This window comes from Methylobacterium sp. 2A (genome assembly GCF_009806555.1).
In the GTDB taxonomy this organism is placed as follows: domain Bacteria; phylum Pseudomonadota; class Alphaproteobacteria; order Rhizobiales; family Beijerinckiaceae; genus Methylobacterium.
Genome location: NZ_VUOK01000009.1, coordinates 22,108 through 41,249, shown reverse-complemented (window position 1 = coordinate 41,249; position 19,142 = coordinate 22,108). Strand labels below are relative to the sequence as shown.

Annotated in this window: 20 protein-coding genes; 12 read left to right on the top strand and 8 right to left on the bottom strand. The window is 70.4% G+C overall.

What is annotated here, in order from left to right; translation table 11 throughout:
* Nucleotides 1-7 precede the first annotated feature (7 nt).
* The 3 genes from FVE89_RS04585 (at nucleotide 8) to FVE89_RS04575 (ending at nucleotide 4,935) form a co-directional block, all read left to right on the top strand.
* The gene (locus FVE89_RS04585) at nucleotides 8-1,303 is read left to right on the top strand and encodes a pitrilysin family protein (RefSeq protein ID WP_160532955.1); all 1,296 of its coding nucleotides are present in this window, start codon (nucleotides 8-10) and stop codon (nucleotides 1,301-1,303) included.
* Nucleotides 1,304-1,526: 223 nt separating this feature from the next.
* Entirely contained in the window at nucleotides 1,527-4,445 is a 2,919-nt protein-coding gene (locus tag FVE89_RS04580) for an EAL domain-containing protein (RefSeq protein WP_202130596.1), read from the top strand.
* Nucleotides 4,446-4,521: 76 nt separating this feature from the next.
* Complete coding sequence (locus FVE89_RS04575) at nucleotides 4,522-4,935, top strand: globin family protein (protein WP_160532953.1); 414 nt, start codon at nucleotides 4,522-4,524, stop codon at nucleotides 4,933-4,935.
* A gap of 53 nt (nucleotides 4,936-4,988) precedes the next feature.
* On the opposite strand, the gene FVE89_RS04570 is transcribed toward FVE89_RS04575, so the two are convergent.
* Complete coding sequence (locus tag FVE89_RS04570; protein WP_160532952.1) at nucleotides 4,989-5,393, bottom strand: type II toxin-antitoxin system HicB family antitoxin; 405 nt, start codon at nucleotides 5,391-5,393, stop codon at nucleotides 4,989-4,991.
* Between the two features lie 73 nt (nucleotides 5,394-5,466).
* Nucleotides 5,467-5,676 carry a type II toxin-antitoxin system HicA family toxin gene (locus tag FVE89_RS04565; RefSeq protein WP_160532951.1) on the bottom strand — a complete coding sequence of 70 codons (210 nt, stop codon included), beginning with the start codon at nucleotides 5,674-5,676 and terminating at the stop codon, nucleotides 5,467-5,469.
* Between the two features lie 355 nt (nucleotides 5,677-6,031).
* On the opposite strand from FVE89_RS04565, the gene FVE89_RS04560 reads away from it, so the two are divergent.
* The 3 genes from FVE89_RS04560 (at nucleotide 6,032) to FVE89_RS04550 (ending at nucleotide 9,671) form a co-directional block, all read left to right on the top strand.
* Nucleotides 6,032-6,424, top strand: coding sequence for a hypothetical protein (locus tag FVE89_RS04560; RefSeq protein WP_160532950.1), 393 nt, complete (start codon nucleotides 6,032-6,034; stop codon nucleotides 6,422-6,424).
* Nucleotides 6,425-6,499: 75 nt separating this feature from the next.
* Nucleotides 6,500-7,450: a ferredoxin--NAD(+) reductase gene (locus FVE89_RS04555; protein ID WP_160533031.1), complete on the top strand. Its 951-nt coding sequence runs from the start codon at nucleotides 6,500-6,502 to the stop codon at nucleotides 7,448-7,450.
* A 523-nt stretch (nucleotides 7,451-7,973) separates the two neighbouring features.
* Entirely contained in the window at nucleotides 7,974-9,671 is a 1,698-nt protein-coding gene (locus tag FVE89_RS04550; RefSeq protein ID WP_160532949.1) for a HAMP domain-containing methyl-accepting chemotaxis protein, read from the top strand.
* 43 nt (nucleotides 9,672-9,714) lie between these two features.
* On the opposite strand, the gene FVE89_RS04545 is transcribed toward FVE89_RS04550, so the two are convergent.
* Complete coding sequence (locus tag FVE89_RS04545) at nucleotides 9,715-10,455, bottom strand: Crp/Fnr family transcriptional regulator (protein WP_160532948.1); 741 nt, start codon at nucleotides 10,453-10,455, stop codon at nucleotides 9,715-9,717.
* Between the two features lie 158 nt (nucleotides 10,456-10,613).
* The gene (locus FVE89_RS04540) at nucleotides 10,614-11,633 is read right to left on the bottom strand and encodes an NAD(P)-dependent alcohol dehydrogenase (RefSeq protein WP_160532947.1); all 1,020 of its coding nucleotides are present in this window, start codon (nucleotides 11,631-11,633) and stop codon (nucleotides 10,614-10,616) included.
* A gap of 335 nt (nucleotides 11,634-11,968) precedes the next feature.
* Between FVE89_RS04540 and FVE89_RS04535 the strand changes: the two genes are divergently transcribed.
* Together FVE89_RS04535 and FVE89_RS04530 are read left to right on the top strand one after the other, a co-directional pair.
* Nucleotides 11,969-12,280 (top strand): hypothetical protein, encoded by a 312-nt coding sequence (locus FVE89_RS04535; RefSeq protein WP_246730499.1) that lies wholly within the window; start codon nucleotides 11,969-11,971, stop codon nucleotides 12,278-12,280.
* A 67-nt stretch (nucleotides 12,281-12,347) separates the two neighbouring features.
* A complete protein-coding gene (locus tag FVE89_RS04530) occupies nucleotides 12,348-13,064 on the top strand; it encodes a hypothetical protein (protein WP_202130595.1) in 717 nt (238 codons plus the stop codon).
* A 452-nt stretch (nucleotides 13,065-13,516) separates the two neighbouring features.
* Here FVE89_RS04530 and FVE89_RS04525 read toward each other — a convergent pair whose 3' ends face one another.
* The 3 genes from FVE89_RS04525 to FVE89_RS04515 form a co-directional block, all read right to left on the bottom strand.
* Nucleotides 13,517-13,786: a hypothetical protein gene (locus tag FVE89_RS04525; protein WP_160532946.1), complete on the bottom strand. Its 270-nt coding sequence runs from the start codon at nucleotides 13,784-13,786 to the stop codon at nucleotides 13,517-13,519.
* Nucleotides 13,787-13,911: 125 nt separating this feature from the next.
* Entirely contained in the window at nucleotides 13,912-14,916 is a 1,005-nt protein-coding gene (locus FVE89_RS04520; RefSeq protein WP_160532945.1) for an SDR family oxidoreductase, read from the bottom strand.
* 59 nt (nucleotides 14,917-14,975) lie between these two features.
* Nucleotides 14,976-15,200, bottom strand: coding sequence for a hypothetical protein (locus FVE89_RS04515; RefSeq protein ID WP_160532944.1), 225 nt, complete (start codon nucleotides 15,198-15,200; stop codon nucleotides 14,976-14,978).
* Nucleotides 15,201-15,358: 158 nt separating this feature from the next.
* Here FVE89_RS04515 and FVE89_RS04510 point away from each other — a divergent pair, with 158 nt between their 5' ends.
* Nucleotides 15,359-15,913 carry a hypothetical protein gene (locus FVE89_RS04510; RefSeq protein WP_160532943.1) on the top strand — a complete coding sequence of 185 codons (555 nt, stop codon included), beginning with the start codon at nucleotides 15,359-15,361 and terminating at the stop codon, nucleotides 15,911-15,913.
* 195 nt (nucleotides 15,914-16,108) lie between these two features.
* Here FVE89_RS04510 and FVE89_RS04505 read toward each other — a convergent pair whose 3' ends face one another.
* Nucleotides 16,109-16,945 (bottom strand): porin family protein, encoded by an 837-nt coding sequence (locus FVE89_RS04505; RefSeq protein ID WP_160532942.1) that lies wholly within the window; start codon nucleotides 16,943-16,945, stop codon nucleotides 16,109-16,111.
* Nucleotides 16,946-17,901: 956 nt separating this feature from the next.
* On the opposite strand from FVE89_RS04505, the gene FVE89_RS04500 reads away from it, so the two are divergent.
* From FVE89_RS04500 to FVE89_RS04490, 3 genes are all read left to right on the top strand, one after another.
* Nucleotides 17,902-18,231 carry a hypothetical protein gene (locus tag FVE89_RS04500; protein ID WP_160532941.1) on the top strand — a complete coding sequence of 110 codons (330 nt, stop codon included), beginning with the start codon at nucleotides 17,902-17,904 and terminating at the stop codon, nucleotides 18,229-18,231.
* Nucleotides 18,232-18,268: 37 nt separating this feature from the next.
* Complete coding sequence (locus tag FVE89_RS04495) at nucleotides 18,269-18,421, top strand: hypothetical protein (RefSeq protein WP_160532940.1); 153 nt, start codon at nucleotides 18,269-18,271, stop codon at nucleotides 18,419-18,421.
* 138 nt (nucleotides 18,422-18,559) lie between these two features.
* Nucleotides 18,560-19,057 carry a DUF2721 domain-containing protein gene (locus FVE89_RS04490; RefSeq protein ID WP_160532939.1) on the top strand — a complete coding sequence of 166 codons (498 nt, stop codon included), beginning with the start codon at nucleotides 18,560-18,562 and terminating at the stop codon, nucleotides 19,055-19,057.
* The last annotated feature ends 85 nt before the right edge of the window (nucleotides 19,058-19,142 follow it).

The following is a 19,142-nucleotide window of genomic DNA, read 5'->3' as shown; positions in this document are numbered from 1 at the left end:
GCCCGCGATGAACCAGCATTTCTCCACCCACGCCGCCTCGCCGTCGCTGCGCACCACGCGGCTCGACAACGGCGTCACGGTGGTCACCGAGCCGATGCCGGGTGTGGCGACCGCAAGTCTCGGGGTCTGGGTCGGCGCCGGCTCGCGCAACGAGCGGGCCGACGAGGCCGGGCTGTCCCACCTCATCGAGCACATGGCGTTCAAGGGCACCCGCACCCGCTCGGCGCAGAAGATTGCGGAAGAGATCGAGAATGTCGGCGGCGAGATCAACGCCGCCACGTTCACGGAGGGGACGAGCTACACCGCCCGGGTGCTCGGCGAGGATGCCGGCCTCGCCCTCGACGTGATCGGCGACATCCTGACCGATTCGGTGTTCGACGCGGGCGAACTCGCCCGGGAGAAGGGCGTGATCCTGCAGGAATACGCGGCCGTCGAGGACACCCCCGACGACGTGGTCTACGACGCCTTCACGGAGGCCGCCTTCCCGGACCAGCCGGTCGGCCGGCCGATCCTCGGGCGGCCCGAGACGATCCGGAGCTTCGACGAGGCCGGGATCCGCGCCTATCTCGACCGGGAATACACGCCGGACCGCCTCGTGGTGGCGGGCGCCGGGGCCGTGGCCCATGAGGCGATCGTGGCGGCGGCCGAGCGCCATTTCGGCGCCCTCCCCGCCAAATCCGCCCCCACGGCGGTGCCGGGGGTCTATGGCGGCGGCGAGCGGCGGATGCCGCGCAAGCTCGAACAGGCCAACGTGGTGATCGGCCTGCCGGGCCTGTCGTTCCGGGACGAGCGCTACTACGCGCTGCACATGTTCGCGCAGGTGCTCGGCGGCGGCCTGACCTCGCGGCTCTGGCAGGAGGTGCGCGAGACCCGCGGCCTCGCCTACGAGATCCAGGCCTTCCACTGGCCGTTCTCGGATTGCGGCCTGTTCGGCATCGGCGCCGGCACCGCCGGGGCGGACCTGCCCGAACTCGTCGACGTGACGCTCGCGGCCACCGCCCGGGCGGCCCGCGACCTCGACGCCACCGAGATCGCCCGCGCCAAGGCGCAGCTCAAGGTGTCGCTGCTCTCGGCGCTGGAGACGCCCGGCGGGCGGATCGAGCGCAACGCCCGCCAGATCCTGGCCTGGGGCCGGGTCATCCCCGCCGGGGAGGTGATCGCCAAGGTCGACGCGGTCACCGTGGAGGATGTGCGCGCCGCCGCCGCCGCGATGCTCAAGGGCACGCCGACGCTGGCGGCGATCGGCCCGATCCGCAAGCTGCCGAGCCTCGACACGATCGCGGGCGCGCTCCAGGCGGCCTGAGAGCCAGTCCTGGTTTCGAAAGGGCGCGCCCCCTTTCGCGGGTCCAGGGCAGAGCCCTGGAATCCGTCAGGGCTTTGCCCTGACAGCCCACCAAAGGGCTTGCCCTTTGGAAACACGGGATATCGGTCGAACCGGCTCTGGATCGCGCCGCGAAATGGCCGGCGCAACTTGATTTGGCCGCAAAAGGGCGCGATCCGCTCGATCGAGGCCGCTCGGGCGGCCGATGCCGCTTCTCGCACGGCCGGACATCAAGACACCCTTGCGCATCCTCGCCCTCCTCCTGACCCTGGTCGGCGGTCTCGTCGGTGCCCTCGCGCTCAGCGCGCCCGCCCGGGCCGTGGAGGCGGTGCGCGTCACCCTCGACGCCCCGGTGATCGACCTGACCGGCGCGATCGAGCGCTACCGCTCGGACGGCGACCTGATCCAGATCTCGACCGCGCCCGGCAAGGACGGGATCGTGCGCCGCATCGTCGTGAAGGCGCGCGACGCCGGCGCCCGGCCCGACTGGATCGTGTTCGCGCTCACCAACGACACCGACGAGCAGATCGACCGCATCCTCGTCGCCCCGCATTTCCGGCTGGTCGATTCCGGGGTGATCTGGCCCGATCTCGGCGGCTCGCGCATCGCCGCCATCACGGCGAGCCAGGGCATCCGGCCCGAGCGGGACGAGAATCCGGAAGCCGACCAGTTCACCATCACGCTGGATCCCGGCACGACCGTCACCTACGTCGCCGAACTGCGCGGCGCCAACATCCCCCAGCTCCACCTCTGGGACCAGGATGCCTACCGCCGGAAATCGGCGGGCCTGACCCTCTACAAGGGGATCATCATCGGGATCAGCGGGTTGCTCGCCCTGTTTCTGACCATCGTGTTCGTGGTCAAGGGCGCGATCATCTTCCCCGCAGCCGCCGCGCTGGCCTGGTCGGTTCTGGCCTATGCCTGCATCGATTTCGGCTTCCTCCAGCGGGTCTTTCCGGTCACGGAGCTCGCCGAGCGGGTCTACCGGGCCTCCGCGGAGGCGGTGCTCGGGGCGACGCTGCTGGTCTTCCTGTTCGCCTACCTGAACCTCGCCCGCTGGCACGTGCGCTACAGCCACGTGGCGTTCTTCTGGCTGGCCTTCCTGGCCGGGCTCGTGGGGCTCGCGGTGTTCGACCCCCCGGTGGCGGCGGGCGTGGCGCGCATCTCGATCGCCGCGGTGGCGGGCATCGGCCTGCTGCTGATCCTCTACCTCGCGGTCCATAACGGCTACGACCGGGCGATCCTGCTGGTGCCGACCTGGCTGCTGCTGGTCGTCTGGGTGGCGGCGGCGGGCTTCGCCGTCACCGGCCAGATCGGCAGCGACCTCGTGCAGCCGGCGCTGATCGGCGGCCTCGTGCTGATCGTGATGCTGATCGGCTTCACGGTGCTTCAGCACGCCTTCGCGGGGGGCGGCCTCAGCCACGCCCTCGTTTCCGACACCGAGCGCCGGGCGCTGGCGCTGACCGGCGCCGGCGACGTGGTGTTCGACTGGGACGTGCCCGCCGACCGGGTCTTCGTCGGCCCGGAGATCGAGGCCCAGCTCGGCCTTGCCCGGGGCACCCTGGAGGGGCCGGCCACCAACTGGCTCAGCGCCCTCCACCCGTTCGACGTGGAGCGCTACTCGGCGGCCCTCGACACGGTGATCGAGGAGCGGCGCGGCCGCATCGTCCACGATTTCCGCCTGCGCTCGGAATCCGGCACGTTCTTCTGGTACCGGCTGAAGGCGCGCCCGGTGATCGGCGCCGACGGCGAGGTGATCCGCGTGGTCGGCACGATCGCGGACGTCACCGAGATCAAGACCGCCGAGGAGCGCCTGCTCCACGACGCCGTGCACGACAGCCTCACAGGCCTGCCGAACCGCGAATTGTTCGGCGACCGCCTCGACGCGGCTCTGGCCTTCGCCAGCCAGGATCCGCGCCTCAAGCCCACCGTGATCGTGCTCGACGTCGACCGGTTCAAGGGCATCAACGACGCGATCGGCCTGTCGGCGGGCGATTCGATCCTGCTGACCCTCTCGCGCCGACTCGGCCGCCTGCTGCGGCCGCAGGACACGCTCGCCCGGGTGGCGGGCGACGAGTTCGCGGTGATCCTGGTCTCGGAGCGCGAGCCCGACCGGATCCTGGCCTTCGCCGAGATGATCCGCCGGGCGATCGCCACGCCCATCACCTACGCCGACCGCGAGATTTTTTTGACCGTTTCCATCGGGTTGGCGCTCTACGAGGCCGGCGCCAACCTCAAGCGCGACGAGGTGTTCAAGAGCGCCGAGATCGCCATGATCCAGGCCAAGCGCAACGGCGGCGACCGGATCGAGGTGTTTCGCGCCCACATGCGCACCGACCGTTCGGACCGGCTGATGCTGGAGAGCGACCTGCGCAAGGCGATCGAGCGCAACGAGCTGAAGGTGCTGTTCCTGCCGGTGGTGCGGCTGGAAGACCGCACCGTGGCGGGGTTCGAGACGGTCTTGCGCTGGGACCACCCGAAGCTCGGGCGCATCCCCGCCTCGACCTTTCTGCCGCTCGCCGAGGAGAGCGGCTTCATCGTCAATCTCGGCATCTTCGCCCTGGAGCGCACCGCGCTCGAACTCGCGGCGTGGCAGCGCTCCCTGGAGGTCGAGCCCCCGATCTTCGCGGCCTGCAACCTGTCCTCGCGCCAGCTCCTGCGCCACGACCTCCTGCACGATGTGAAGACCGTGCTGGCCCGCTCCGGGGCCCTGCCCGGCTCGCTCAAGCTGGAATTCAGCGAGAGCCTCGTGATGGAGAACCCGGAATATGCCGCCCAGATGCTGGCGCGGATCCACGACCTCGGCGCCGGCCTGTGCCTGTCGGATTTCGGCACCGGCTACTCGGCTTTGTCGTATCTGCAGCGCTTCCCGTTCGACACGATCAAGGTCGACGCGACCTTCGTGCGCCAGATCGGCACCGGCCAGACCGCGATCCTGCGCTCGATCGTGCGCATGGCGAGCGAATTGAACCTCGCCATCGTGGCGGAGGGCTGCGAGTCCGAGGCCGACGCCCAGGCGCTCGCCGGGCTCGGCTGCGAATACGCGCTCGGCCCGGCTTTCGGCGAGCCGATGACCCTGCTGCAGGCCCGCCAGATCGTCGGCGCCGCGCCGGAGGCGGCCTGATACTGCTCCATGTTGGTTTTGATAGGTTGGAGTCGGTGTAATCGGCCGGGGACGGGATCCCTTGGCAGGTGATGCGATGACGCCCGAACAGATCAAGCTCGTGCAGGACAGTTTTGCAAAGGTGCGGCCGATCGCCGGGACGGCGGCCGACCTGTTCTACGGCCGCCTGTTCGCGATCGCCCCACAGGTGCGCTCCCTCTTCCCCGACGACATGACCGAGCAGAAGCAGAAGCTGATGGCGATGCTGGGGCTCGCGGTGGCCAACCTGAACCACCCGGACACGGTGGTGCCGGCGCTTCAGGATCTCGGGCGCAAGCACATCGCCTACGGCACGCAGGCCGCCCATTACGCGCCGGTGGGCGAGGCCCTGCTCTGGACCCTGGAGCAGGGGCTGGGAGCGGATTTCACGCCGGAGGTGCGGGCGGCCTGGGTGGAGACCTATACGCTCGTTGCCGGGGTGATGAAGGCGGCGGCCGCGGGGGCGGCTTGAGGAGGGCACGGTGTCCTGACGCTTCGCGAAGGCCCTGCCCTCACCCTCGGTGATCAGGCACCGGCCGAAAGGCGCGCCTTGGCGGCTTGTGCCAGGAAGGCGGAGCGGCTCTCGCCGGACGCCTCGGCGGCCCGGTCGATACGGCGAAGCAAGCCCTCCTCCATGGAGATGTTCACCCGCACGGCCCGCCCGGGCAGCTCGACCTGGACGAGGGCCACCATCGCCCCGGCGCTGTCCGCCTGAAAGGCCGGATCGCCGCGCAACTCGTCCAACGTGCGCACGCGCGGGATCTCGTCCCCATCCTCCACCATGCCGGCGACGTGGAAGGCCAGCATCTCGGCGGCCTTCCGGTAGAGCGTGTCGAGATCGCCGGCGGCCGTAGTGGCGCCTGGGAAGTCGGGGAAGGATGCACCGAACGCGCCATCCTCTTGGTGCACGAGCATTACGACGTGGGTCATGTCCGCCATCTCGATTGCCGGTGACATCGAGGAATTGGACCGCGGGCCCGAGACGGGTCCGCGGCCGTTGTCATCACCAAGTCCATCCGGCCTGCCGATAGATGCTGCGCAGGGTACCGGTCGGTATCTCGGACGCGCCCGTGTCGATTGTCACCTTTCCAGGCTTGTCCTTGTGCTTGAACTGGACGTGATCGCCCGGTCCTTTCCGGGCCAAATACCAACCGTCATCGTAGAGGGCCGCAATCAGCTCGCGGGTCTTGCGGCCGTGCGTCTTCCTCGACATCTCCGGAGCACTTTCTGCCCCGGCGGCCGCTTCTCAATCTGTCGGCGCGCGATCCGGGGCAGGATGTGAAGCGACCACGTAGCCTATCATCGTTCAGACTTGCGTAAAATTACACACTCATTCGCGGGAGACAATGGCTATGCATCAAACGTGGGCGGAGGCCGACCTAGCCATGATCCGCCGGCGCCTTCCAGGCAGAGGATCTGAGTCGACCGAGGGCGGCCCGGGAATGTGGTAGGCAAGTCGTTGAGGTGTCAATAAAATCTGAATGTGATCGTTAAGCCCACCTTAACCATGTCCGCGCAAGCTCCTGTTGATGGATGGGCGCGCCGGCGCCCGGCATGGGGATGGGCGGATGGCCGAGGCGGCACGGCGTTATCAGCAGGCAGGCAGCTCGGATCTCTTGCGCCGCCTCATGGCCCGGCCGGTCCGGCTGGACCAGCAGGCCCGGACCCGGCTGCCCCTGCCCGGTCATGACGTGCCCGGCCACGACCTCCGGCACGCCAACGAGCCCGAGAACGGGCCCGACGACGACCTCTTCGACGAATCCGACGAGGCCGACGCCATCGCGCGCCTCGAAACCGAGCTTCAGGTGATGAAGGCGGTGCTGCGGGCGCAGCGGCAGGAGGTCGAATCGCTGCGGGCGCAGCGGCAGCTCCTCACCGAGTCCGCCGCCAGCGACGATGTCCGCGCCACCCGCGAGCGCTGGGCGGCTCTGGTCGATTCGCTCCTGATCCGTGCCAAGTGATCCGGCCCCGTGAACCCGCCCTCGCCCGTGAATCCACCTTCGGTGAGCCCTCTCCAGACCATGCGGGGTAAGGCCATGGGCGCGCGCTGCTCGCTCGTCGTCAACGGCCGGTCGGTACGTGTCTCGACCGGCGACACGCCCCTGGAGGCGGCGCTGGCCGAGGGCATGATCGCGCCGGTCCAGATGCCGTCCGGGACACCGCAGGCCGGCGCGCCGCTCGCCGGCCAGGGCGTCGCGCATCAGGGGGCGGCCCGCCCCGCCCGCCGTCCGCCGGCCCACCGGGCCCGGCCCGAGGCGTTCCGGCCGAGCCTGCCCTCCGCCCCGATCCCGGGGCAGGAGGAGGCGCCGCCGATCCCGGTCGCCGTCCGGAAAGGCACCGTCACGGAGATCCGCCGGCTCAGCCCCGGCATCGTCGAGATCGTGGCCACCCTGACCAAGCGCCCGACCCTGGAGCCCGGCCATCAGGCCCGCGTGACGTTCTCGGGGCTGCCCACCCTGACGCTGGCCCCGACCCTGCGGGTCGACGGCGCCGCCGAGATCAACGAGGCGGTGTTCCACATCCCCCGCGATCCCGAGGGCGGCCCGGTCGACGCGATCCGGCTCGACCAGCCCGTGCGCCTCAAGGGGCCGGTGGGACGGGGGCAGTACCGCCCCGGGGGCGGGCGCCTCGTCCTGGTGGCGGCCGGCGCCGGCTTCGGCGCGATCTGGGCGATCGCCCGGGCGGCCCGCTACGTCGAGCCCGCCCGCGAGATGGCGCTGGCCATCGGCGCCCGGGACGCGCTGGACCTCTACATGCGCGAGAGCCTGGACTGGCTGCGCCGCACCGGCGTCGCCCGGATCGTGCTCTGCGCCGACCGCGGCGGCCCCCGCCCGCCGGACGTGCGCTCCGGCCCGCTGACCGCCCACCTGCCGAGCCTGCGCGCCACCGACGTGGTCCACGTGGCCGGCGACGTCTCGACCGTGGGCGCCGTGCAGGTGCTCGCCGCCTCGGTGGGCGCGCGCTGCTACCCGATCGTGCTCGCCTGAGGGCGGGCGCACGGCTTCGTCGCAGCCGATCCGCCTCCTCCTGTCTCCGCCTCCCGGCCCGATCCCCATCGCGTGGGACGTCCCAAGGTATCAGCCTCCGGCCTGGAGGATGCGAGGGGCGGGACCGCCGGGATGTCCGGCGCCGGGGCCGGGTTCGCGCTGCATGGCGGGCTGAAGGGCCTCTACCGACGCAGCCTGGGCCGCCGCTCGGATGGGTCCGCAGGGCGCGGGCTCGGTCTTGACGGGGCCTCGCGTCGGCGCGCCCGGGATCGGCTCTGGGTCCGGATATCGGACCGAAGACCACGTTCCGGACAGGGCAATCACCGAGAAACTGCCGCTATCGATCGATGATCCAGAATTTGGTGCTTTGGTCTTCAATAATATTTTCGATTTATTCGAATATTGATCAGATATAAACCATTTCAAGATGCTAAAAAGAACCACAGATCGGCCGCACATCCTGGCACAACGTCCAGGGAATTCATGTTACAGGGCTCCTGGGGACGAACGGGAGTTGGGTTACATGCGGTGGCTCAGTAACGTAAAGGTAATCGTCAAGATATCTATTCCTTTCATTTTGATCACTCTTGCGAGCGCATTCATCGCTATATATTCCTTGAACGCTCTAAAAGTTCTTGAAGATCGAAACAGGTATCTTGTTGATTATTACTTCTCTCGGCTGGAGATGTTCGGGCAGGTCCGCGAGCAGTTTCTCGAAGCGGGCCTGATGAACCGCAACATCATCATCGGCCACCCGGAAGCCGACGTCCCGTTGTTCCGCCGGCGCTATGACGAGGCCGTCAAGGCGGTGGCCGACAATGTCGAGGCATTGGCTGCGGGGTCGCGGCGGAAGGAAATCCAGGACATCCAGCGCAACATCGGTCGTATCGCGCGCGCCTATTTCGATCTGCTCGACCGCTCGAACGCCCTCGCCCTGCGCGGCGAACGGGATACGGCGATTCAGGTCGGCGTCGTCGAGAGCCGCGAGCTCCGGGACCAGTTCAACAAGGCGTCGCGCGATTACGAGGCGCAGGCGACGGCCCGTCTCAACGAGGCGAAGATCGCTTCGCAGCACGAGGCCGAGCAGGCCCGCACGATCCTGATCGGCGTCGCCCTGGCAGCCCTGCTTGCCGGGCTCGGCCTCTCCGCGGCGATCGTCGCATTCGGCATCACGCGGCCCCTCCGCCGCCTCGTCGCGGGGCTGCAGCGCATGGCGGAGGGCGATGTCGAGGCCGCGATCCCGGAGGCGCGGCGCGGCGACGAGATCGGGATGGTCGGCCGCGCGGTGGAGGCGATCAAGGCGATGGTCGCCCGCAACGCCGCCGCCGAGGTCGAGCGGAAGCGGCAGGCGGAAGCCGCCGCCTCGGTCGAGCGCAGGCGCAACAGGATGGAGCTGGCCGAGGCCTTCGAGCAGGCGGTGGCCACGATCGTCGATCGCGTCTCGTCCTCCGCGGGCGAACTTCAGGCCACTGCGCGCCAGATGACCGCGACCGCCCAGGAGGCCGCGAGCCAGTCCGGAACGGTCGCGCGCGCGGCCGAGGAGGCGACGGTCAACATCAACACCGTCGCGGCTTCGACCGAGGAACTCGGCAGTTCGATCCAGGAGATCGGCCGGCAGGCGAGCGGCTCCTCGGGACTGGCGCAACAGGCGGTCGGCGAGGCCGATCAGGCCGCCGGCCTCATGTCCGAGCTGCGGATGGCGGTCTCGGAAATCGACGAGGTGGTGCGCCTGATCTCGTCCATCGCCGAGCAGACCAATCTGCTGGCGCTCAACGCCACGATCGAGGCGGCCCGCGCCGGTGAGGCCGGCCGCGGCTTCGCGGTCGTCGCGGGCGAGGTGAAGGCGCTGGCCGAGAGGACGGCTCGGGCAACCGACGGAATCGCCGCGCAGATCGGCCGGATCCAGGGAGTCACCGGCGCAGCGGTCGGTGCGATCGACACGATCATCGGCCGGATCCGCGAGATCAACGGCATGGCGGTCGCGATCGCGGCGGCTGTGGACGAGCAGGGTGCGGCAACCCAGGAGATCGTGCGCAATATCGGCCAGGCGACGCAGGGTGCCTCGGAGGTGACCGCCAACATCGCCGGCGTGGCCGAGGCCTCGGAGCAGACGGGGCTTGCGGCCGATCAGGTGCTGACGGCGGCCACGGCCCTGGCGACCCAGTCCGAGCGCCTCTCGACGGAGGTCGGCCGCTTCCTGGTCGGCATCCGCGCCGCCTGATGACCGGGCCCGGCCGGGCTCGATCGGGCCGGGCCGGGCGGCGTCACGCGCGCCGCGCGACGGCGCGGCCGGGCTGCTCCGTCATGTGGAGATACGCCGAATCGAAATGGGCGAGCCGGGCGAGGGCGATCGGGTCGTGGATGGTCAGGCGCCGGCTGCGCAGGGTGATCAACCCCATGCCGCGCAGCTCCTGCAGCGTGCGGTTGATGTGCACGCTGGTCTGGCCCATCGCGTCGCCGAGATCGTTCTGGGTGATCGGCATCGGACAGGTCTCGGCCTCGGCCAGACCCACCGCCGCCAGCCGTGCGTGCAACTCGCAGAACAGGTGGGCGAGGCGCTCGATGCCGGTGCGGCTGCCCAGGCTGATCGTCCACTCGCGCTGGACCGCCGCGGTGGCGAGCGCCTCCCGGTGGAAGGCGAGGTCGAGCTGGGGGCTGCGGGCGGTCATCGCCTGCAGCGCGGGGCCGGAGATCTGGCCGAGGAGGACGGGCGTGATCGCCCCGATCGTGTGGTCCATCTCGTCGAGGAGGAAGACGTGCGGGTCGCACGGGTCGCCCGGCAGGAGGAACGAGACGATCTGGCGGCGCCCGTTGATGAACTGCCTGTAGCGGCAGGCCCAGCCGTCGAGGATGACGCTGACGGCGCGCGGGTCGTCGCCCTCGTGGATGATGTCCGTCCGTGCGGCGACCATACGCCCTGGGCCGACGACATCGATCAAGCACAATCGATCGGCTTCCGAGAGCGGGACGTAGCTTTCCAGCTTGCGCACGAGCGGATTTGACATGGTGTTCCTCCGCAGCGGCTTGGGGCGCGCAAGCCTACAGAGGGTTTCCTCGGATGAATACTTATGCAGATTAGTTTGTCGGCCTGGAGAGTCGATTGGTGAACCATATCGGGCGATCTGGAGCGGCCGCATCGCGCCGGTCGGGCGCGGCCCGTTCCTCAGATCTCGATGCAGATCTTGCCGAAATGGCGGTTGCTCTCCTGGTGCCGGAACGCCGCGACGAGGTCGTCGAGCGGGTAGCGGCTGTCGACCACCGGCCGCAGCCCGCAGGCCTCGATCCCGCGGATCATCGCGATCTGGTGGCGCCGGCTGCCGACCAGCACGCCCTGCAGGCGGATCTGCTTCAGGAGCGCCGGGACCAGCGGCAAGGCGCCCGCCACGCCCGACAGGATACCGATCACCGAGACGTGGCCGGCGACCCGCACGGCGGCCATGGACTGCTCCAGCGTCCCCGGCCCGCCGACGTCGAGGACGTGATCGACGCCGCGGCCGCCGGTCAGCCGCCGGGCGGTCTCGCCCCAGGCCGGATCGGCGCGATAGTTGATGAGGTGGTCGGCGCCGAGCCCGCGCAGCCGCTCGAGCTTCGCGTCGCTGGAGGAGGTGGCGATCACCGTGGCGCCCGCGGCCTTCGCGAATTGCAGGGCGAACAGCGAGACGCCGCCGGTGCCCTGGACGAGGACGACATCGCCGCTCTTGAGGCCGGCATCGGCGTGGAGCGCCCGCCACGCGGTCAGGCCGGCGGTGGTCAGCGTCGCCGCCTCGGCGTGGTCCCAGCCCGCGGGCGCGCGGGTGAAGGCGGTGGACGGCGCCGTGACCCGCTCCCGGGCGTAGCCGTCGACCCCGTCGCCCGGCACGGTGGCAAAGCCCTCGACCTGCGGCACGCCCTCCAGCCAGGTCGGGAAGAACGTGCTGACCACGCAATCGCCCACCGCGAACTCCGCCGGGCCGGGGCCGACGGCCTCGACCTCGCCGGCCCCGTCGGACATCGGGATGCGGGGCTCGCCCGGCCCCCACATCCCGCTGACCACCGCGTAATCGTGGTAGTTGAGGGAGCTCGCCCGCAGGCGGACCGTGATCTCCCCGGGGCCGGGCTCCGGGACCGATCGTTCCCCGAATCCGACCCTGTCGAAGCCGCCCCCCGGCTGGACGATCACGGCGCGCGCGAGTGATCCTGTCATGATGCCACCTGTCCCTGCCGCGGACTCGGCCGCCCGGAAGCCCGATGGTGGCAGGCCGGGCGCCCCGCGTCGAGACGCGAGGAGACGAGCCCGCTTCACATGTTCTGCTCCCGAAGGCGGGTTCCGCGCATAAGCTCCGCTGCGATGCCCCATCAGATTGGCAGCCTTTTTTCGGCTCCGACGGCTAGATTGCCCGGGTCGATGCAGAGCCGGATGGAGGTTTGCCGTGATCGCCAGCGTGAATCGGATCGCCCCGTCGATGTCCCCCTGTCCGTGGTGTTGCCGCGTCCGAGACGCGCAGCCAGCAACCCACCCGACATGGAAGGCGACCAGCGATGCTGACCTATAACGGTTCCCCGACCCCTTCTTTCGACCTGAGCGCCGCAGCGCTTGCCGACAAGAGTGCCGCGGCGCTCGCCGATCCGGCCGCCCTCCGCGGCCCCCTGTCCCGGAGCATCCGCTCCCATTCCTCCCACGAACGCGCCGCCCTCGCGAACGCCCTCGACGACGGGCTGATGCCCGACGAGGTGGCCCGGATCCTCGCCGGACGCCGGGTGGCGGAGGCCTTCCCGATCCGCTGGGGCGAGAGCCCCGAGGCCTACGCGTCGCGGGCCGTGGCCGAGATGTTCGTGGCCTACCTCCAGTAGGGTCCGCGTCCGGCCCCGCCGGTCCCCCCGGTTTCGCCCCTCCGATTCCGTTACAGGACAAGCCGCCATGACGGCCGCCACGCCGTGCCTCACCCGCCGGTGGGGGCGCCGGTCGGGGATGCGCGCGCGCATCCTCGCCCTGGCGCTCGCCGCCTGCCCGGCCGTCCTCTGTCCAGCTCCGGGTTCCGCCGCTGCGGGCCCGGGGCCGGCCTCCCGCGCGGCCTCCGGGTCGGATGAGCCGGAGGTCCCGGCCCGGCTCACGGTCGGATCGGATGGCCGGGATCTGCACCTCGTGGGTGACCTGACCGAGGGCGTGGCCGCGCGGGTGGCCGGCCTCCTCGGCGCCCATCCGGGGATCGTGCGCCTGCACCTGACGAGCGACGGCGGCCTCGTCGAGGAGGGGGCGGCGATCGGAGCCCTCGTGGCGGCCCGCGGGCTGGAGACCCAGGTGTCCGATGCCTGCGCCTCGGCCTGTACGCTGATCTTCATCCGCGGACGGCGGCGCATCCTGGCTGAACGCGGTCGGCTCGGTTTCCACGCGCCCTACGCGGTCGGCGTGCGGGGGCGGGTGCGTCCGGTGGATCCCACGCCGGAGCGGGCGGCCTACCGGGCCGCCGGCCTGCCAGCGGCCTTCGTGGCCCGGGCCCTGGCGGTCGCCCCGGCCGCCATCTGGATCCCCGACGCGGCGCAGCTCTGCGCGGCCGGCATCGTAACCGGGATCGTCGGATCGGACCCGGCCGCGCGTGGACCGGAGCCGCGTCCCTGTGGCGGACGGCAGCCGTGACGAGGAAGGTGGGCTTCGTCCGCAACGAGGGCTTCGCCCTGGCCCCGCCCCGAGGGCTCAGCCCTTTGGAAACCCGGCCCGACGCGCGGTCACCTGACGGAACGCGGCGGCACGCTGAGCCGCGTCAGCTGCCTTCCTGATGGCGTGCGGGTTCGGATCCAGCGGTCCGGTCACCGTCACGGCCGTCGGGTCGGGCGCGCTTCGGGGGCCTCTGCGGCCGCCCGTTCTCGCCGAGGCGCTTCCGGCCGGCCCGCGCGGCCGCAGCCCGCTCCCGATCGCCGGTTCCACCGCTCTGATCCCGGGCCATGGCGTCTCCCATGCGTGGCGCGATCACCCGATCCGGCAGGGCGCCTGATCCGAAAAAATCGTCTCCGCGAGCCGGCCGCCGGCTGTCGTTTCAACCCCGGGACCGCATCACGGTTCGGCGGGGCCGGGCCCCGCCGACGATCGGCTCAGTAGCGGCAGACGCGCCGCGGTCCGAAGGGGGTGGGACGGAAGAAGCAGCGCGGGCCGTAGAAGCGCGGCCGACGATAGATCGGACGGCAGCGGCCGTAGGGACCGGGCGCCCAGCCGGGACCGCAGCCATAGGCCACGCTGGTCACGGCCGCGGGGCCGGCCAGCGTGTCCGCAGCGGCCGGCGTCAGGGGAGCCGCGCCGGCGGAGGCGAAGCCGAGGCCGCCGATGACGGCCGCCGCGGCGGCGAGCATCTTCACGTGCATCATGATCAACCCTTCTGTTCGGGCTCGCGCCGGGCTGGCCGGGCGCGAGTTCCGAGCAGATTGGTCATGATGCCTGAATAGACGCTGACCTGAGCCGCTATTGTTTGGAAACAAACAGTTCGAGGCCTTTATGACCGGTCGGAGCGGGCGAGCAGCGAGGCTGCCGCCGCCGTGGCGCCGGCCAGCAGGAGCCCGGTCAGCACCGGGGTGACCGAGGCCTGCGTGTAGGCGCTGCGCATGACGTGATGCGGCGAGGCACCGCGCACGGCGCCATCCCGTCCGGCCGCGAAGAGGGCGCCGTCCCGGTCCGGCCCGGACGCACCGGCCTTCTGGGTCCGGGACATGACCTGGGCCCCCATCCAGTCCGTCACCGATGGGACGCGCTTGCGCAGGGAACTCATCATCTTGCCGCCGCCGCCGACATAGAGGTCCCGCGGGCCGTGCTCGGCGGCGTACAGGATCGCCTTGGCGACGTCCGCCGGGTCGTAGACCGGTGGCGGCAGCTTCGGAGCCCGCGCCATGTAGTTCCTGGCGTGCTCCGGGAAGGGCGTGTCGATCGAGGCCGGCTTGATCAGCGTCACCGAGACCGGAACACCCTCCTCCTGCAGCTCCATGCGCAGGGCGTCGGTGAAGCCTTTGATCGCGTGCTTGGAGGCGCAGTACATGCCCTGAATCGGGAAGGCGAGGTCGGAGGCGATCGAGCCCAGGTTGACCAGCGCGCCCCCACGCTTCCGCAGGTGCTGCAGCGCCACCGTGGAGCCGTAGACGATCCCCCAGAAGTTCACGTCGAACAGCCGGCGATGGTCTTCGTCCGAGACCTCCTCGAGGCGGCCGAAGATCGAGAGGCCCGCATTGTTGACCCAGGTGTCGAAGCCGCCATAGGCGCGAATCGCCTCGGCCGCGAGCGCCTCGACATCCGCGCGGCTGGACACGTCGGTCACGACGGCCCGGGCCTCGCCGCCGCGCTCCTGGATGTCGTGGGCGATGTCGTCGAGGGCGGCGCCGTTGCGCGCCGCCAGGACCACCCGGGCCCCGCGGCTTGCGGCCGCCCGGGCCGTGGCGAGGCCGATGCCGCTGGAGGCGCCGGTGATGACGATCACCTGCTCGCGCAGGGGCTTGTGCCGGATCTGCATGCTGCGTGTTCCTCTCTCTGCTGTGTGGTGCACGGGCGCGGTGGGGCCGCCGGAGGGGCTCACCGGCCGCCCGGGGGCCGGTCGCGCTCGGCCCCGAGGCTGGCCCCACCGTGGCGCGCCTCTTCCTTCTCGGTGCCGGGCCGCTCCATCGGGCCGTCCTGCGGCTTGACCGTGCCGGTGGCGGTGTCGAGGGGCGTATGGGCCAGACCCGCGCTCTCCGGCTTGCCGGCAGTCGTATCGGCGGCCCTCCGCTGAGCCTGCGTGTCGTCCGGTGCGTCTGCCATGCCGTGTCCCTCCGAGGCCCGATCCTCAGAGGCCAACCCGCCGGAGCTGCCGGCGTATCCGCGAATAATCCCATGCGATTCCCGCCCGGGCGGCGCGCCATCGGAACGGAGCCGTGGGCCTGGTGTTGTCTGCGAAATCTTTATTCGGAGACGTGACGATGGCCGGAACCGCGAAGAAGACCGATCCCAAACTGTGGGAGAAGGTCAAGAAGCAGGTCACGAAGTCGGAGAAGGGCGGCAAGCCGGGCCAGTGGTCGGCGCGCAAGGCCCAGATGGCCACCGCCGAATACAAGAAGGAAGGCGGCGGCTACGCCGGCAAGAAGTCGGACGACAACCACCTCAAGCAGTGGACCGACGAGGAATGGGGCACGAAGTCTGGCCAGGAAAGCGGGAAGACCGGCGAGCGCTATCTGCCCAAGAAGGCCCGCGCGACGCTGAGCGACAAGGAATATGCCGCCAGCACGGCCAAGAAGCGGGCCGATACCGCCAAGGGCAAGCAGTTCTCGAAGCAGCCGAAGGCGGCCGCCGAGAAATCCGCCGCCGCGCGCAAGAGCGGGAAGGCGAGCAGCAAGGCTGCCGGCAAGACGGAGGGCAAGACGGAGAGCAAGTCCGGGACGACCAAGGCCGCGCTGATGCGCAAGGCCCGGGCGCAGAACGTGCCCGGCCGGTCGAAGATGTCGAAGGCGCAGCTGGAGCACGCCGTTCACGCTTGAGGCGGGCGGTTCCCCACGACGAAAGACGCCCCGGGAGAGGCTCCCGGGGCGTTGCTCGGCGCGAGCGGCCAGTCTGATCGGGCTGGGGATGCTCGGGTCGAGGGGCGATGCGGCGGGGCCGCATCGCCGAGGGTCGATTGCCGGGAGAACACCCGCCGGGCCGTCAGGCCGGACCGGTGTTTCCGCGGGCGAGTCTTAGTACGAGCCGAACTTGTAGTTCAGGCCGGCGCGGACGACGGCGAACTCGTCGGAGCGACGGCCGACGCCGCTGTAGACGACCGGGAAGTTGTTGGCGGCGTTGATGACGAACGCGCCCTGGTTGCGGTTGTTGTGGTCGAGGTTGACGTACAGGCCTTCGACCTTGAGCGTCACGGCCGAGGAGCGGAAGAAGTTCAGGAACGAGTCGGTGGGGAGCGCGTACTCGATGCCGCCGCCGACCGCGTAGCCGGTGCGGAAGCTGTCGTTGCCGGCGTAGCCACCGAACGAGCGATCCGAGGAGCCCGAGCCGTAGGCGAAGCCGCCGGTGCCGTACACGAGGACACGGTCGAAGGCGTAGCCGAGGCGGCCGCGCACGGTGCCGAAGTAGTCGAGGCTCGACAGGCCGCGCGGGTCGGTGACGTAGTAGCCCGGAGCCACGGCGCCGCTGATGAAGGCGTTGTTCCGGTTGCGGCCGAAGTCGAGGTACTGGGCGTCGGCCTCGATGCCGAACACCACGCCGTTGCCCGGGGTCAGCTGGAAGTTGTAGCCGATCTGGGCGCCGCCCGAGAAGCCGTCCTGGCTGCGGTCGCGGAAGGTGGCGACGGTGCCGGGGGCGGCGTAGGGGAAGGGCACGCCGAAGGACGAGCCGGTCGAGCGGCTGGAGGCGTCGAAGGCGTAGCCGGCGTTGATACCGAAGTAGGCGCCGGTCCAGGTGAACACCGGCACGGGGGTGAACACGGGCGGCGGGGCGGCGCGGCGCGGCAGGTCGGCGGCCGAGGCGGCGCCGGTGAGGAGAGCCGTGGCGGCGCTCGCGAGAAGAAGCTTCTTGATCATCTGGTCCTCTGTCTCCCGTTGGGCGGGATGTGTACCGGACCACAGAACGACAGGTTGATGCCGCGCGATAGTGCAACGCTGCAACAGCCGAGCTTCGCGTTTTCGAACGGCCAATAATCAAGTGTGCTGGAGCACCTTCCGCAGGAGATTGCGGCGGCGCGGCGGAAGACGCGTATCCGGGCGTTCCCGTTCGGGCCGGCCCCGATCGCACCGCCGTCGGAGCCGGTTCCAGGCCTGTGTTCCGAGGCGGCCTCCTCCGGTTCGGCGGTGGGCGCTCTCGCCTATCCTGTCGGATGCCGGAGCCGGGACAGGGCTCAAACAAGAAGCCCCGCTGCGCGGAGGCGGGCGGGGCTTGAGTTCGCTCGTAAACGTTCCCAGGACCAACCAGGAAGCTTCGTCGTTTGTTAAATCCTAACCGATGACGGCCCGCAAGCCCGCCCCGGCCGGCTGAAAGCGGTTAACATTAATTTACCGGCCCCTCCGATGGCTGGCCATCCGGGACGTCCGGTTTCCCGGCGGCCGACCCTCTGTCTACCTGGCTGGTGCGTGGGTCTCCCGCCGGCCCGCGCCGGGCTCGTGCAGACCTGACCCGGGGCATGGCCAATGATCGCGGCCGATCATCCGCCGATGAAAGCTCTCAGCGAATGGCCTGACCTTCGATGATGGAGGTCCGTCATTATAGTGGCCGGTGGATTTCGCGGTGCGTTGGGCGGAAACCCAGTCCTCGCGCAGGCTGCCTCCGCCGCGACCGCCGCGCGGATCGGCCGTGTGGCCTGTGGAGAAGCGGCGGATGTCGCGTGTCGGCGAGCGGACCGCGTGACGTCAGCGGATCATGGCGCCCATCCGCAACCGGGCTTCGCCGGCGAGAGCACCGGCTCGATCGTCGACCGCGAGGTTGGGATCGCCGCGCCGGTCCGGATGGAGCCGGCCTGCATGCACGCCCGCAACATCCTCGCATGCCTTGCCTGGGCCGGCCGCGGGCGGCCGGCGCGGTCGAGGCGGATACGATCGGCTGGTGGATCTATGCCGGCTCGGTCCGCGGCCCGCTCCTGTCCCGCTTCATCGGTCCCGAGGGCGTGACCCCCGCGGTCGCGCGGGCAAGCCGGGATTGTCGCCTCACGGCCCGGGTCGATGCGCTCGACACCTTCGCGGAGACGCCGCCCGGCGATGCGCCGGTGGTGTTCGGGCCGTTCCTGAACCGGGCGAGGGTGGCGGCGTCGCTCGCCTGCATCCGGCGCTCGGTGCCGGCGGCCATCGTCGTGCAGGCGCTGCCGCCCGCGCCGTGACGGTACGGCACATCGGCCATAGCTCCGGGAGGCGCGCATGAATCCGGTCGCCCTGCTGTCGATGCTCGCCCTCCTGGCAATCTGGATCGGGATCGGCGTCGCCGTCGTGGCCTACGGGACGCCGCTCGGTTTCGCCTGCTACGTCCTGGCGGCCGTCGCCACCAATCCGCGGGTGTGGCGGTTCCGGTGACGGACTTGCACGGGCGGGGCATCCTGTGGTGACCCTGGCCGGATGGTGCCATCGCGATTTCCCCTCCCCCTCCAAGCGAGCCCCGGGTGCAGCCCGGACGGCCTGTCGCGCGTGACGCGCGCGCGGGCGTAGCGTCGGATGTTCGGATTCTCGCTCAGCTCCACCGAGCCCGACAGCATCGCGCACATCATCCAGGTGGCGCTCGCGCCCGCCTTCCTGCTCTCGGCGCTCGCGACGCTGCTCAACGTGTTCTCGACCCGCCTCGGCCGGATCGCCGACAAGGTCGATGCCCTCTCGGCGGAGGCTGCCAGGATCGAGCGGGCGAAGGCGGCGGATGCCGAGGCCCGGCGCCTGTCGCGCCGGCTGACCTACCTGCGGCGGCGCTCCTTCGTGCTCGACATCGCGGTCGCCCTCGCCTCGCTCGGGAGCTGCCTGATCGGCGTGGCCGTGCTGACCCTGTTCGTCGGGGCTTTGCGCGACGCCGCCGCCGCGTCGGTCCTGTTCGCCTGCTTCGGGGCGGCCCTGCTCTGCACCGTCGCGGCGATCGCGGCCTTCATGACCGAGATCCTGATGGCCGGCCGCGGCGTGCGCGACGAGGTCGACCGCCAGCAGGATGCCGTGCCCGAGCGGCGGTGAGCTGCTGCCCCTCCGATGGGCGTTGCCGACGCGCGATGCGGCGGCGGGATATGGCGGGACACACCGTGTGTGTTTCGACGCCTTC

Excerpts from the sequence above, each read along its gene's own strand:
- FVE89_RS04570 (WP_160532952.1), bottom strand. The coding sequence starts at position 5,393 with ATGACCCACGTCGTAATGCTCGTGCACCAAGAGGATGGCGCGTTCGGT.
- FVE89_RS04550 (WP_160532949.1), top strand. The coding sequence starts at position 7,974 with ATGCGGTGGCTCAGTAACGTAAAGGTAATCGTCAAGATATCTATTCCT.
- FVE89_RS04515 (WP_160532944.1), bottom strand. The coding sequence starts at position 15,200 with ATGGCAGACGCACCGGACGACACGCAGGCTCAGCGGAGGGCCGCCGAT.
- FVE89_RS04490 (WP_160532939.1), top strand. The coding sequence starts at position 18,560 with ATGTTCGGATTCTCGCTCAGCTCCACCGAGCCCGACAGCATCGCGCAC.
- FVE89_RS04565 (WP_160532951.1), bottom strand. The coding sequence starts at position 5,676 with ATGTCGAGGAAGACGCACGGCCGCAAGACCCGCGAGCTGATTGCGGCC.
- FVE89_RS04555 (WP_160533031.1), top strand. The coding sequence starts at position 6,500 with ATGGGCGCGCGCTGCTCGCTCGTCGTCAACGGCCGGTCGGTACGTGTC.
- FVE89_RS04530 (WP_202130595.1), top strand. The coding sequence starts at position 12,348 with ATGACGGCCGCCACGCCGTGCCTCACCCGCCGGTGGGGGCGCCGGTCG.
- FVE89_RS04545 (WP_160532948.1), bottom strand. The coding sequence starts at position 10,455 with ATGTCAAATCCGCTCGTGCGCAAGCTGGAAAGCTACGTCCCGCTCTCG.
- FVE89_RS04510 (WP_160532943.1), top strand. The coding sequence starts at position 15,359 with ATGGCCGGAACCGCGAAGAAGACCGATCCCAAACTGTGGGAGAAGGTC.
- FVE89_RS04505 (WP_160532942.1), bottom strand. The coding sequence starts at position 16,945 with ATGATCAAGAAGCTTCTTCTCGCGAGCGCCGCCACGGCTCTCCTCACC.
- FVE89_RS04575 (WP_160532953.1), top strand. The coding sequence starts at position 4,522 with ATGACGCCCGAACAGATCAAGCTCGTGCAGGACAGTTTTGCAAAGGTG.
- FVE89_RS04540 (WP_160532947.1), bottom strand. The coding sequence starts at position 11,633 with ATGACAGGATCACTCGCGCGCGCCGTGATCGTCCAGCCGGGGGGCGGC.
- FVE89_RS04580 (WP_202130596.1), top strand. The coding sequence starts at position 1,527 with ATGCCGCTTCTCGCACGGCCGGACATCAAGACACCCTTGCGCATCCTC.
- FVE89_RS04585 (WP_160532955.1), top strand. The coding sequence starts at position 8 with ATGAACCAGCATTTCTCCACCCACGCCGCCTCGCCGTCGCTGCGCACC.
- FVE89_RS04520 (WP_160532945.1), bottom strand. The coding sequence starts at position 14,916 with ATGCAGATCCGGCACAAGCCCCTGCGCGAGCAGGTGATCGTCATCACC.
- FVE89_RS04560 (WP_160532950.1), top strand. The coding sequence starts at position 6,032 with ATGGCCGAGGCGGCACGGCGTTATCAGCAGGCAGGCAGCTCGGATCTC.
- FVE89_RS04525 (WP_160532946.1), bottom strand. The coding sequence starts at position 13,786 with ATGATGCACGTGAAGATGCTCGCCGCCGCGGCGGCCGTCATCGGCGGC.
- FVE89_RS04495 (WP_160532940.1), top strand. The coding sequence starts at position 18,269 with ATGAATCCGGTCGCCCTGCTGTCGATGCTCGCCCTCCTGGCAATCTGG.
- FVE89_RS04535 (WP_246730499.1), top strand. The coding sequence starts at position 11,969 with ATGCTGACCTATAACGGTTCCCCGACCCCTTCTTTCGACCTGAGCGCC.
- FVE89_RS04500 (WP_160532941.1), top strand. The coding sequence starts at position 17,902 with ATGCCTTGCCTGGGCCGGCCGCGGGCGGCCGGCGCGGTCGAGGCGGAT.